Here is a 14,130-nt window from a genome sequence, read left to right as displayed (position 1 = left end):
CGGGTAATTTCATGCACAAGCCTGCACCGTCCGCGTTCCTCTCCACTGTGCTCCGGCGCTGCGCGCGCAGCGTGCGGCTGGTTGCCGCCGCTGTCCTGCTTGCCGGCAGTGGCGCCGTGGCCGCCGAGAGCCTGACCACGGTGGCGGCCGGCAACCTGCCGGCACTGCCGGCGCAGATTGCGCCGGGCGGGCTGGTACATGTGGACGGGCGCCTGGTGGCACTCAGCCATGACGGTGCCTGGGAGCTGCGCGCCGACAACAAGGCGTGGGAGGCGTTGGCGGCGCCGGCCGCAGGGCAGCTCGGCGGGCTTGAGGGCAGCGTCAGCGCAGCCGGGCGCACCTATCTGTTGCAGGGCCGGGATGCGCTCGGCGACCGCCTGCAGCCGGTGGTCCTGAACAACGGCGCGCTGGTGTTCGGCGCGGCCATTGCGCTGCCCGCGCCGCTGCGCAACGCGCGGGCGGCCACCTTCGGTGACGCGCTGTATCTGGTGGGCAACGATGGGGCTGGCAGCGCCCAGCTCTACCGCCGCACCGCAGCGGCAGGCACCGCCGCCTGGCAGCCTCTGGAGGATCTGCCCCAGCAGGGGGTTGCCAGCGCATTGCAGGCGCAGAAAGGCGCGCTGTACCTGGGCCTGGGCACCGGCACGGGCAGCGACCAGCTGTGGCGCCGCAATGCGGACGCCAGCTGGCAGCAGGTCGCGTCGCCGGACGGCACGATCGTGGCCGGCTCGATGCGCGCGCTGGGCCAGGCGCATCTGCTGATGCTGGTGAAGGACGGCAGCGGCGTGACCCAGGCGCGTACGTTCCACACCATCACCGACGCATGGACGACACTGGACACGCCGATTGCCGCAGCACCGCAGGCCGTCACGGCGTGGGGCAACGGACTGGCCTGGGCCACCGCGGGCGCCACCGGCAGCCAGCTCCAGTACGCCGAACTGCAGGGCGGCAAGCACCTGCTGCGCTGGCTGGACTGGACGGTGATCGGCATCTACCTGCTGGCCATGCTCGGCATGGGTTTCTACTTCTATCTCAAGGACCAAAACGCTTCCACGGCGGACTTCTTCGTCGGCGGGCGCTCGATTCCGTTCTGGGCGGCCGGCATCAGCCTGTATGCCACCAACACCAGTTCGATCAGCTTCATCGCCATCCCGGCCAAAGCCTTCGATACCAACTGGCAGTACCTGACCAACAACCTGATCGCGGTCGTCGGCCTGATGTTCGTGGCGGTCTGGATCGTGCCGCTGCTGCGCCGGCTGGACCTGATGAGCGTGTTCTCCTACCTGGAAACCCGCTTCCACCCGGCGATCCGCATGCTGTCCAGCGCACTGTGCATCGTGATGCAGATCGGCAGCCGCATGAGCGTGATCCTGTTCCTGCCGGCGCTGGCGATCTCCACCATCACCGGCGTGGACGTGGTCTGGTCGATCATGCTGATGGGCGTGTTCACGATCATCTACTCCACCGTGGGCGGCTCCAAGGCGGTGATCTGGACCGACGTGGTGCAGGTGATCGTGATGTTCGGCGGTGCCTTGTTCGCGATCGGCTTCATCTTCCTGCAGACCGGCGGCGACATGCCGCAGCTGCTCAGTGCGGCCGCGGCGGAGGACAAGACCAAGCTGTTTGATTTCAGCTTCGACCTGACCAAGGCCACGGTGTGGGGCTTCATCTTCCTGGTCGTGTTCGATGTGGTGCTGACCTTCCCGAAGGACCAGGTGCTGATGCAGCGCACCTTGTCCACGCGCTCGGACAAGGAAGCCGGGCGATCGATCTGGGCATTCGCCGCCATCATGATTCCCGGCGGCTTCGTGTTCTACGGCATCGGCACGGCCCTGTGGATGTACTACCGCAACAACCCCGAGCGCCTGAATCCGCTGCTGCCGATCGATGCAACCTTCCCGCTGTTCATCGCCGCCGAGCTGCCGGCCGGCGTCACCGGGCTGATCATCGCCGGCATCTTCGCCGCGGCGATGTCGACCCTGTCGAGCATCATCAACTCGATCTCGACCCTGGTTTCGGTGGATTTCTACCAGAAACTGGTCAAGGACCCGAACGAGAAAACCGCCGTGCGCGTGGCCGAATGGTCCGGCGTGGGCGTGGGCCTGATCGGCATCGGCATCGCGCTGGTGATGAGCCGCTATGACATCCATTCGCTGTTTGATGTCTCCATCGAACTGGCCGGCCTGCTCGGCGGTGGTTTTGCCGGTGCCTACACGCTGGGCATGTTCACCCGCCGCGCCAACGCGCCGGGCGTGGCGATCGGTGTGGCCGGCTCGATCCTGATCACGCTGGTCTGCTGGAGCATGAACCTGGTGCACCCGTACTTCTATCTGGCGATCTCGATCCTGCTGTGCATCGTGATCGGCTATGTGGCCAGCCTGTTCTTCCCGGCACCCACCCGCTCGCTGAAGGGGCTGACCATCTACCGCGATACCCCGGCCGAAGCGGCAGCTCCATGACCAGCACCGTTGAGGCGCCGGCGCACGGGCCATTGGTCCAATCGCATTGCGCCAGTGGCTCGTGTAGGTTGCTCACGCGCTGAGAGGTAATCCGTGGAAACCCAGTTCCTGAGTACGTTCGTAACGGTGGTGGACCGCGGCTCGATGGCTGCCGCGGCCCGCTCGCTGCATATCACCCCGGCCGCGGTCGCCCAGCAGATCCGCACGCTGGAACGTGAACTCGGCGCGCCGCTGATCGCCCGCGCCGGGCGCACCGTCAGCGTCACCGAGGACGGCGCGCGCATCCTGCAGCGGGCGCGCGACCTGCTGCGCCAGGTCGCCGATCTGCGCAGCGTGGCCAATGAGAACGACCTGGCCGGCGAGCTGCGGCTGGGCGCGTGCCCGACCGCGCTGGCCGGCCTGCTGCCGGACATCCTGTCGCGGATGGTGGCGACGTTCCCGCAGATCAACGTCTTCATCAAGCCGGGTTACTCGGCCGATCTGTACCGGGCGGTGGAGGCTGGCGATCTGGATGCGGCGATGGTGCTGCAGGCCCCCTTCGCGCTGCCCAAGACCTGCAAGTGGCAGCAGCTGCGCGAGGAGCCGCTGGTGGTGCTGGCGCCGGCCCATCTGGGCAGCCGTGACCCGCACGAGCTGCTGCGCGAGCAGCCGTTGATCCGCTACGACCGCCACGAATGGGGCGGTCGCCTCGCCGATGACTACCTGCGACAGGCCGGGATCGTGCCGCGCGAGCGGTTCGAGCTCAATGCACTCAACGCCATCGCGGTCATGGTCGACCGCGGGCTCGGCGTGTCACTGGTGCCGGATTGGGCCAAGCCATGGCCGGAAGGATTGAATGTCGTGCGCATTCCCTTGCCGCAGTGCAGCGAACCGCGCCGGATTGGCGTGGTCTGGTCGCGTTCGTCGGTGCGCATCCGCCTGGTGAACGTGCTGCTGGAGGAAGCGCGTGTCGCATTGACCGAGCCGCAACGCTGACACCACGGGTTTTCGCGCGGTGCGCCGTACGAAGCGAAACAAATCCTAGGCTTTGAACATACCTGAGCACAGTTCTATCGCCATGACGCCGCGCCTAGGCTCTCGCCTCGTTGCCGGACAGGACGTGGAGACCCGCAAGGGAACCGCATCGACCGGCGGAAGGGCGAAAGCCCACGCGCGTCATCGGTGGCGACGGCTCCCCGGCCGGCTGTCCCGCATTTCCTTTTTTGGGGGGGAGAAACGAATGATCAAGCCACTTTCCGCGGCCATCAGCACTGCACTGTTCGCCTGTGTCATCAACCCTGCCATGGCGCAGAGCACGACGCCCACCGATCTGGACCAGGTGATCGTGACCGGCAGCCGGACCCCGATCTCGATCGAGAAGGTCCCCGGTGCAGTGACCGTCGTGAACCAGGAACAGGTGCAGCGCACCCTCAACCTGACCGAAGACGCCACGGCCGTGCTGGCACGCATGGTGCCGGGCTACTCCGAATCCTCCCAGGCGATGAGCAACAGTGGCGAGACCCTGCGCGGCCGCGTCGCGCTGCGCCTGTTCGACGGTGTGCCGCAGGGCTCCCCGCTGCGCGAAGGCAGCCGCAACGGCACGTTCACCGACATGGGCGTGATCGGCCGCATCGAAGTGATCAACGGCCCGTCCGCTGCCGAGGGCATCGGCGGTGCCGGTGGCGTCATCAACTATCTTTCCAAGAATCCGGAAGTGGACGGCCACCAGACCACGGTGAGCACGCGCTACGGCACCCAGTTCAAGGATGACAGCGGGCAGTCCAAGATCGGCATCACCCACACCTTCAAGGGCGATGCGGCGGACTTCCTGATCAGCGGCGCCTACATCGACCGCGGCATCGCCTACGACGGCGACGGTCGCCGGGTGGGGTTGAACACCTCCGGTTCGCTGTCCGATTCCTACAGCAAGAACCTGTTCCTGAAGGGCGGCTACAACTTTGGCGAGGGCCAGATGCAGCGCATCCAGGCCAGTTACAGCAACTTCCATATCGGTGGGAAGCACAACTACATTCCGGTCGAAGGCTGCCGCTACGACGCCGTGGAGTGCCCGATTCCGAGCACCAATACCGCCGAGAAGGGCTCGATCAAGGATTCGCTGGCCGAGTTCAACGATTTCGAACAGTTCGCTGCCAAGTACACCCATGCCGACTTCTTCGGCGGTGACCTGAGCGTGGATCTGTACTGGGCCAAGCAGGCGATGCGCTATGTGCCGGAGAACGGCGCCGACCGCCAGCTGGTCAAGCCGGCCCCGCCCGAAGCCGACCGCATCTGGGACCAGTCGGAGATCAATTCCGAGAAGAAGGGGCTGCGTGTGGCTTACGCCTACAGCGGCCTGTTCGCGGTGGAGGGCCTGCGCCTGCGTACCGGCCTGGACCTGGTGGAAGACACGGCTGAACAGCGCCTGGCGTTGACCGACCGGGTCTGGGTGCCGCCGATGAAATACACCAGCCTGGCGCCGTACGCGCAGCTGAGCTGGGACATCGGCCCGGTGACGCTGGATGCGGGCATCCGCCGCGAAGATGGCCAGCTGGAGATCGACAGCTATACCACCACCGCCTACCGCGACTTCACCCCGGTGCAGGGCGGCAAGCTCGACTACAAGGCCAACCTGCCCAACTTCGGTGCGATCTGGCGCATCAGCGATGCGTGGTCGGTGTTCGCTTCTTACTCGGAAGGCTTCGGTATCGCCAACGTGGGCATCCCGTTGCGCAACATCCAGGCCAACAGCCCGTGCAAGGCAGTGGCATGCATCGCCGATCTGCAGCCGCTGATCACCAAGAACAAGGAAGTGGGCTTCAACTGGCGCGGCGAGCAGGCACAGGTCGGCATCTCAGGCTACCGCTCGACCTCCGAGTTCGGCTCATCGCTGACCGTGGACAAGGTGACCGAGGACTTCATCCTCACCCGCGCGCCGACCCGGATCGAAGGCGTTGAACTGAACAGCGCCTGGACCTTCAACGACCAGTGGAAGGCGACGCTGTTGTACTCGCGGATCCGCGGCCAGACCCAGTACTACGACGGCTCGGGCCTGAACAAGGAGATGGGCATCCTCGATATCTCGCCGGACAAGGTCAATGCCTCGCTGACCTGGACACCGAATGATCGTTTCGATGCGACGCTGGGCGTGAGCCGTACCTTCAGCCGCGACCTGCGCGAAACCTTCGCCAATCCGTCCAACGGCGCGGTGTACCGCAATGACGAGGATACCTACGGCTACGCGTTGTGGGATCTCAGCATGAACTACGACACCGGCACCTACGGCAAGCTGTCGCTGGGCATCGAGAACCTGCTGGACAAGCAGTACGTGCTGACCTGGTCGCAGTTGCCGGGTTGGCAGAACTTCTTCTCCGGCCGTGGCCGCATGGTGTCGCTGACCCATACCTTCACGTTCTGACCGTCACCGCGGACCGGTGCTGCGAACCACTGCAGCGCCGGTCCGTTTTTATTGCCTTACCCTGTCATGACGTTACCGCCACTGACAGCAGGAGAGCGGATGTACTGGCCATCGCACGGACCGGCCCACGCCCGTCATTGCCGCCCCCGGGCACGCCTGGCCGTGCTCGCGTGGCTGATGCTGGCGGTGGGACAGGCTGCGGCGTCGTTGCCGGAACGTCCCGCCTCACCGCCACGGCTGCCGGCGGTCGATGCTCTCCTCCGCGAATCGACCGGCCGCCAGGGCTATACCGGCGCGGTCGCGCTGGTGATTCATGACGGCCGCGTCGTGCATGACGCCGGCTACGGTTGGCAGGATCTGGCGCATGCCACGCCCATGCAGCGTGACAGCATTTTCCGCATCTACTCGATGACCAAAACGGTGGCCTCGGTGGCCGCCTTGATGCTGGTGGAAGAGGGTCGGCTGGATCTGGATGATCCGGTGGCGCGCCATCTCCCTGAGTTCTCAGGCCTGCAGGTCTTCACCGGGGGCACCGCCGCGGCGCCACAGCTGCGGCCGGCGAGGCAGACGCTGACCGTGCGGCACCTGCTCACCCATACCGCCGGTTTCGCAGCGGGTGGGGAGGGATTCGAGGCCGTCACCGAGCTGCTGGAACAGCAGCACGTGCAGGCTGCGGACAGCCTGGCCGCCTACACCACGCGCCTGGCCCGCGTGCCACTGGCGACCGAGCCGGGCACGCGCTTCCGTTACGACAGCACGTCGATAGAGGTTCTGTCGCGCGTGGTGGAAGTGGTGGGGGGGCTGCCATTCGAGCAGTTCCTGCAACAGCGCATCTTCCGCCCGCTGGACATGCGTGACACCGGGTTCGTGGTGCCGGTGCGCGATCGCCCACGCGTGGTGGCGTTGACCACCATGGGCGGGCACGGTGATCTGGTGCTGGCCGATGAGGTACATGCACGGATGCCCGGCAGTGCGCTCCGGCCGTATCCAAGCGGTGCCGGTGGTCTGTATTCCACGGCCGGCGACTATGGCCGGCTCGCGCAGATGCTGCTGGACGGCGGCCGCTGCGGCGAGGTGCAGTTGCTTCGACCGTCCACCGTGGCCCTGATGATGCAGAACCAGCTGGTGCACACCGCCTTGCCCCGCCCAGTGACCGAGTTCAGCGATGCCGAGGGCTTCGGCCTGGGCGGTTCGGTGTTGCTGGATCCGGCCCTGAAAGGACGCACCGCTTCGGTGGGTGCGTTCGGCTGGTCGGGCGCGGCCTCGACCTATTACACGATCGACCCGGCACGCCGCCTGGTCGCGATCCTGATGCTGCAGCATCTGCCCGGCGGCAATGACGATCTGCCGCGCATCAGTACGACGTTCTACAACCGCGTTGATGAGGCGATAGACCCATGAGTAGTGCGGCACGTTCCACCGTCCTTGTCGCCGGCTCGGCCAATCTCGATTTCGTGGTGCGCGCCACGCATGTGCCGGCGCCCGGTGAGACGGTGCTAGGCCGTGGCTTCAGCACGTTCCCCGGTGGCAAAGGCGCCAACCAGGCCGTGGCCTGCGCGCGGGCCGGGGGGGCGCCGACACGGATGCTGCTGGCCGTGGGCGAGGATGATTTCGCCGCACCGATCGAGGCGTCCCTGCGCGATGCCGGCGTGGCCCTGTCGACCGTGCGCGATCCTGCGCTGCCCACCGGAACCGCCTTCATCTGCCTGGCCGACACCGCCGAGAACGCGATCACGGTCGCGCCGGGTGCCAACCTGGGGCTGCGCGAGGAGCACCTGCCGGCGCTGGAGGGCGTGGGCTGGCTGCTGCTGCAGCTGGAAACGCCCGTGCCCACCATCACCGCCTATGCCCGCCGCGCCCGTGCGGCCGGGCTCAAGGTCGCGCTCAACGCGGCGCCGGCACAGGTGCTGTCCGATGCGCTGCTCGCGCTGCTGGATGTGCTGATCGTCAACGAAGGTGAGCTGGACGTAGTGGCCGGCCATCCCCCGGACCTGGCCACGGGGCTGGCGCGCGTGCCGGTGCCCTGCGTGATCGTGACCCTGGGTGCGCGTGGCTGCCTGGCCCGGGTGAACGGGGAGGTGCTGCTGCAGCCGGGCTTCCGTATCGACCCCTTGGACACCACCGCGGCCGGCGATACCTTCTGTGGTGTCCTGATCGCTGCGCTGGCGGACCATCAACCGATGGCCGAGGCGCTGTTTGCAGCCACCGCTGCCTCCGCGTTGGCCTGCACCCGCCTGGGTGCACAGGCGAGCATTCCCACCCGCGCCGAGGTGCAGGCGCTGCTGGCCGATCCCACGCGCGTTCCCGATGCCGCCGCCCATGCCGCGCTGGCGGCAGGGTACGCGCGCTGATGTACCTCCTTTCCGTTTCCTGCTGGATGCCTTGCCCATGACCACGCCGTATCAGAGCCCCGACTACGACACCGATGCAGCCGACTACGGGCGTGAGGCGATCCGCACCGAGTACAAGTTCTCGCACGTGACCACCGGGCGTTACCTGCCGACGCCTGGCAAGGCGCCGGCGTGGCCCTTCGCCGATATCGGCAGCTGGATGATCGATGCCAATGCCAGCGCGGGCGATTGGCTGGAAGAACTCAAGGACTGGCGCCGCGAGCACCTGGTCCGGATCGGCTACACCGATGTGAACTACCGTCGTCCGGAGCTGCAGTGGGCGCAGCGCAACTTCGTGCATGCGCAGATGATGGTCGAGGACCGCTACTTCTTCGATGCGGCCACCGGGCAGTACACCGTCGATCGGTATCTGGACGATCTGACCGCACGGTTCGGCGGGCTGGATTCGGTGCTGATCTGGTACATCTACCCCAACATCGGCATCGATGACCGCAACCAGTTCGATCTGGCGCACGACATGCCCGGCGGCCTGGCGGGACTGAAGACAGCGGTGCAGGCCTTCCAGAAGCGCGGCGTCAAAGTGTTCCTGCCGGCCAAGCCGTGGGACCACGGCACCCGCGACCCGGGCGTGACGCACTGGGATGGGCTGGCCGAGATCGTCAAGGCGGTCGGTGCCGATGGCATCAACGGCGATACCTTCAACGGTGTGCCGCGGGCGTTCTTCGATGCCTGCGATGCACGCGGCAATCCAGTGGTGGTGCAGCCAGAATCCACCATCAGTTCCGAAGAGCAGTTGATCTGGAACGTGCAGAGCTGGGGCAAGAAGGCGCCCGATGGCCCGGTGCCGCCCGTCTCCAAGTGGAAGTGGCTGGAGCCACGCCACATGGTGAACTACGAGAACCGTTGGGGCCGCAACCGCAATCACGACCTGCAGTACTGCTTCTTCAACGGCATCGGCTACAACGCCTGGGAGAACATCTGGGGCGTCTGGAACCAGTTCACCCCGCGCGACGGTGAAGCGCTGCGCCGGATCGCCACGCTATACCGGCAGTTCCCGCAGCTGGTGGTCTCGATGGACTGGGAGCCGTACCAGGTCTGCCTGCAGGGCGGCATCTTCGCCAGCCGGTTCCCGGGCGAAGGGGTGACGCTGCACACGTTGATCAACCGCAACGAATACGCCGTGGACGGTGAGCAGATCGCGCTGGCGCATGCACAAGGCGCGCGTTACTACGATGCGTGGCATGGCCGCGCGTTGACGCCGCGGGTCATCGACGGCGCGGCGTACATCGCGCTGCCGATGGAAGCGCGCGGCTTCGGTGCGATCCTGAGTGTGGCTGCAGGTACCGCGGTCGAGGGTCTGGACGATTTCCTGGCGGCGACCGCCGAGCGCGCGCAGCAGCCCCTCAACAGCTACTCCGCCGCGTGGAAGGCCGCTCCGCAGGCGCTGCTGACGATCGCCAGCACGCCCCCCCAGGCCGAGGCGCCGAGTGGGATGGTCACGATCCCCGCCGGCGAGTTCCTGTTCCAGGTGGGCGGTATCGAGATCGAAGGCTTCACCTGGGCCGGCCTGGATGTGCAGTACCCGTGGGAAGACTGCGCGCGCCGCCATCATCGCCGGCGCATGGCGCTGCCTGCGTTCCACGTCGATCGCCACCCGGTCACCAACGCCGCGTTCAAGCGCTTCCTCGATGCCAGCGGCTACCGGCCGGCCGATGACCACAACTTCCTGGCGGACTGGAAGGACGGCGCGCCGCGCGCGGGCTGGGACAACAAGCCGGTCACCTGGGTCTCCATCGAGGACGCACGTGCGTACGCGGCGTGGGCCGGCAAGCGGCTGCCGCATGCGTGGGAATGGCAGTACGCTGCGCAGGGCACCGACGAGCGCCTGTACCCGTGGGGCAACGCCTGGGATGCCGCATGCGTGCCGCGGGTCAATCGTGGCCGTCGGCTCACCCCGCCTGCGGATGTCGATGCACATCCGCAGGGGGCCAGCCCGTTCGGGGTGGAGGACCTGGTCGGCAATGTGTGGCAATGGACCGATGAATTCAGCGATGCGCACACCCGTGCGGCCGTGTTGCGTGGTGGCAGCAGCTATCAGCCGCAGACCTCGCACTGGTACTTCCCGCAGGCCTACCGCCTGGATCAGCACGGCAAGTACCTGCTGATGGGGCCGTCCAAGGATCGCGCCGGCACGGTCGGCTTCCGTTGCGTGGTGGATGCGGCATGAACCGTCTGCATCCCGCTGCCCGCGGCATGACGCTGGTCCCGCCGCAACAGGTCACCTTGCAGGGTGTGCTGGGCGATGCCCTGGCAGCCAACCGCAGCGGTCGCCTGAGCACGTTCGTCGTGGATGAGCACAGCGCGCCGATCAGCATCTTCAGCCAGGCGCACAAGCACCAGAACCAAGAAGGCGACTGGTATGGCGAGCACGCCGGCAAGTGGCTCTCGGCCACGGCGCGCGCGGTGGCGCAGGGCGGGCAGCCGCAGCTCGAGACCTCGTTGCGCCGCGTCGCCGACTGGTTGATCAGCCAGCAGGACGATGACGGCTACCTGGGCAACTATGCGCCTGAGCGCCGCTTCACCGTGCCGCAGCCGCCCAAGCCGGAGAGCTGGAACGGCGAGCCGGCGCTGCGCACCTGGGACATCTGGACGCACAGCTATCTGATCCTTGGGTTCCTGGAAACGTGGCGCGCGCTCGGCAACGCGGCCTACCTGCAGGCCGCGTGCCGGATCGCCGACCTGTGCTGGCAGGCACTGCAATCGGGCATCGACATCACCACGCTGGGCAACCACCACGGCATGTCCGCCACGGTACTGCTGGATCCAGCCGCCGATCTCTATCTGGTCACCGGCGAGCCGCGCTATCTGGCGCTGGCCGAGTGCATCCTGGCGCAGGCCAACGCCAACCCGCGGCTGGCGCTGCTGGACAAGGCGCTGGCCGGTGAGGATGCGGCCTTCATCGCAACCGGCAAGGCCTATCAGCTCAGCTGGAACCTGGTCGGGCTGGCCAAGTTGTACAAGGCCACCGGGCATGACGACCATCGCCGGGCGCTGGATCAGCTCTGGCACAACATCCGCGAGCAGCACCTCACGCTGGGCGGCGGGCCGTGGGGTGGGGTAGCGCACCGGTCGCGCGAGGTATTCAACGCGCCGCGCACCTTCTTCCCGCAGGCCTATGTGGAAACCTGTTCGGTACTGGCGTGGATGCAGCTCAACCGTGAGCTGCTGGCCATCACCGGCCACGCACGCTACGCCGACGAACTGGAGCGCACCGCCTACAACGACCTGCTGGCGGCGATGGCCGTCAATGGCGAGGACTGGTGCTACTACACCTATCCCAACGGCCGGCGCGTGCACACCACGTACTGGCGCTGCTGCAAATCCAGCGGCGCGATGGCCGTGGAAGAACTGCCACAGGTGGCCTATGGCATCGCAGCCGATGGTGGGCTGCGGGTCAATCTGTACGGGCCGGGCGAGGCCACGCTGCTGCACGCGCAGGCCGGTGCGGTCACCCTGCTGCAGGCGACCCGATTCCCCTTCGAGGGTACGGTGACGATCACCGTGCTGCCCGAGTGCGTCGCCGAGTTCAGCATCGGCGTGCGGCTGCCGGGCTGGGCGACAGGTGCACGGATCGAGGTCAACGGACAGCCCGAGGCGGCCGAGGCCGGCGCGGATGGGTTCGTGCACGTGCAGCGCACCTGGCAGTCCGGCGACACGCTCTGCGTGCAGCTGCCAATGCAGCCACGCCTGCACCGGGCGGCCAACATCAACGTGCAGGAATCGCGCGCGCCGGATGGCTCGCCGGTCGCGCAGGAGGTCCTGCGCTGGGAGTACGTGGGGCTGAGCTACGGGCCGCTGGTGTATGCCACCGGCCTGATCGACGGGTACAAAACCGATGAGACGGTGCGCTTGCCGGACCGGCCACCCTCGCAGTGGCTGCAGGTAGGCGACGACACGGGCGAGGGCGCGCCGATCACCGTGCAGTTGGAGTGCCGCGGCCCGCTGACGTTCGAACCCTACTACCGGTGTGGTGGGCGTGATCACGGCAGCTGGCGGTTGAGCTGGCTGTCGCTGGCGCCTTCGGGCTGACGTCTCGGCGGGGTTCGGCGGCGGTGGTGCCGCCGACGCCGCAGCGTGTTTTTTGTCCACCCAGAACATACCCACACGATCTGTTTCTTCCCGTTGGCCAGGAGGAAACTTCCCTCAAGGTATCGAGTGTATTGACCATGACCGGAAGCAACCCCAGTTCTCCATTCGCCATCGCACAGCGGGAAGGTGCCACCGGACCGTTGAGCGGCATTCGTGTGCTGGACCTGAGCGCGTACATCGCCGGTCCCTACGGCTGCACGCTGCTGGCCGACCAGGGCGCGGAGGTGATCAAGGTGGAGCCACCGGTCGGCGACAACCTGCGGCGCTATCCCTCCACGCTGGAGGCCGAGAGCCGCGCATTCCTCGGTGTGAACCGCTCCAAGCGCGGCGTGGTGCTGGACCTGAAGCAGCCTGGCCAGCGTGCGGTGCTGATGCGCCTGGTGCGCGAGGCGGACGTGCTGGTGCACAACTTCCGGCCGAGCGTGCCGGTACGCCTGGGCATCGATTTCGAGAGTCTGCACAAGCTCAACCCGCGCCTGGTGTATTGCTCGGTCACCGGCTACGGCGAGCAGGGGCCGCTGAAGGAGAAGGCAGGGTACGACCAGGTGCTGCAGACCATGACCGGCATGTGCACGATGCAGGGCAAGACGGGCGGCGCCCCGGAGATCCTGTACGGCTCGGTGGTCGATTACTACGCTGCCGCGCTGGTGGCGGCCGGTGTGTCATCGGCGCTTTACGAGCGCGAACGCAGCGGCGAGGGCCAGTTCGTGGGCGTGTCGCTGCTGCGCAGTGCGCTGACGATGCAGTCGGCGCGGATGGTCTGGGCCGAGGGCGAGCCGGCGGCGGTGGGCCGCGATATGCGCTCGGGCGGTGTCACCGGCATCCATCCCACCGCGGACGGATACCTGTACATCTCGGCCAATACCCCGCGCTTCTGGCAGGCATTGTGCGAGCGGATCGGGCGACCAGAATTGGCGGCCGATGCGCGGTACGACACCGTGCGCAAGCGCGCCGCGCAGGCCGAGGTGCTGCTGCCGCAGTTGCACGCCGCACTGGCCACGCGCAGCGCGCTGGCGTGGGAAGCGTTGTTCGGCGAAGAAGTGCCGTGCGCAGCGGCACGCCAGGTCGAGGACATGTTCGAGCATCCACAGGTGCAGGCAGAGCAGATGATCACGTCGCTGCCGCACCCGCTGCTGGGCAGCTACCGCGGCATCACCCGGCCGATCGTATTCGGCCGCACACCCGGCCCGGAGCCGTTCGCCGCGCCGGTGTTCGACCAGGACACGGCAGCGGTCAGCGCGCTGCTCGACGCGTGCTCTGATGATTGATGCCAAGGACTCCGCCATGTCTTCGCTGTCCAGACTCTCCCAGTTGCGTGATCTGTCCGTGGTGGTCGCCGATACCGGCGATGTCGAGGCGATCAAACGTTTGAAGCCGGTCGACTGCACGACCAACCCCACCCTGGTGAAGAAAGCGCTGGACCTGCCGGTGTATGCCGATCTCATCGAGCGCGCGCTGGCCTGGGGCCGCGAGCAGACGGGTGAGCGCGAGACCATCGTGCACGCGGTGGCCGATCGCCTGACCGTGGGCGTGGGCACCCTGCTCAGCACGCTGGTGCCGGGCCGGGTCTCGACCGAGGTCGATGCCGACCAGGCGCATGACACTGCGGCCACGGTGGCCAAGGCGCGCCAGTTCATCGCGATGTACGAGGCGGCCGGCGTGCCGCGCAGCAAGGTGCTGATCAAGATCGCGGCAACCTGGGAAGGCGTGGAAGCGGCGCGCCAGCTGCAGGCCGAAGGGATCGACTGCAACCTGACGCTGATCTTCAATCCGACCC

At 67.0% G+C, this 14,130-nt stretch carries 9 protein-coding genes; all 9 read left to right on the top strand.

All coding sequences use genetic code 11. The features are described 5' to 3' along the window. Nucleotides 1–11 precede the first annotated feature (11 nt). Entirely contained in the window at nt 12–2,459 is a 2,448-nt protein-coding gene (locus QMX81_RS01315; protein ID WP_282257647.1) for a sodium:solute symporter, read from the top strand. 93 nt (nt 2,460–2,552) lie between these two features. Next, on the top strand, nt 2,553–3,434 hold the full coding sequence (locus QMX81_RS01310) for a LysR family transcriptional regulator (RefSeq protein WP_102789143.1): 882 nt from the start codon (nt 2,553–2,555) through the stop codon (nt 3,432–3,434). 244 nt (nt 3,435–3,678) lie between these two features. Continuing rightward, nucleotides 3,679–5,853, top strand: coding sequence for a TonB-dependent receptor (locus QMX81_RS01305; protein ID WP_282257638.1), 2,175 nt, complete (start codon nt 3,679–3,681; stop codon nt 5,851–5,853). Nucleotides 5,854–5,952: 99 nt separating this feature from the next. Further along, on the top strand, nt 5,953–7,254 hold the full coding sequence (locus QMX81_RS01300; protein ID WP_282257636.1) for a serine hydrolase domain-containing protein: 1,302 nt from the start codon (nt 5,953–5,955) through the stop codon (nt 7,252–7,254). Next, nucleotides 7,251–8,204, top strand: coding sequence for a ribokinase (locus QMX81_RS01295; RefSeq protein ID WP_282257634.1), 954 nt, complete (start codon nt 7,251–7,253; stop codon nt 8,202–8,204). The genes QMX81_RS01300 and QMX81_RS01295 overlap by 4 nt, the downstream gene beginning before the upstream one ends. 37 nt (nt 8,205–8,241) lie before the next feature. Then, the gene (locus QMX81_RS01290) at nt 8,242–10,431 is read left to right on the top strand and encodes a formylglycine-generating enzyme family protein (RefSeq protein ID WP_282257632.1); all 2,190 of its coding nucleotides are present in this window, start codon (nt 8,242–8,244) and stop codon (nt 10,429–10,431) included. After that, nucleotides 10,428–12,293: a beta-L-arabinofuranosidase domain-containing protein gene (locus QMX81_RS01285; protein ID WP_282257630.1), complete on the top strand. Its 1,866-nt coding sequence runs from the start codon at nt 10,428–10,430 to the stop codon at nt 12,291–12,293. The genes QMX81_RS01290 and QMX81_RS01285 overlap by 4 nt, the downstream gene beginning before the upstream one ends. A gap of 200 nt (nt 12,294–12,493) precedes the next feature. After that, a complete protein-coding gene (locus QMX81_RS01280; RefSeq protein WP_282257624.1) occupies nt 12,494–13,621 on the top strand; it encodes a CoA transferase in 1,128 nt (375 codons plus the stop codon). A 16-nt stretch (nt 13,622–13,637) separates the two neighbouring features. Continuing rightward, nucleotides 13,638–14,130, top strand: a 493-nt coding sequence (locus tag QMX81_RS01275) for a transaldolase family protein (RefSeq protein WP_282257622.1), incomplete at its 3' end; no start/stop codon positions are given.

It is taken from the genome of Stenotrophomonas sp. PS02301 (genome assembly GCF_029959485.1).
GTDB lineage: Bacteria > Pseudomonadota > Gammaproteobacteria > Xanthomonadales > Xanthomonadaceae > Stenotrophomonas > Stenotrophomonas maltophilia_Z.
Note: the sequence above shows the minus strand (reverse complement) of the source record. Positions and strands in the feature narration are given on the sequence as shown.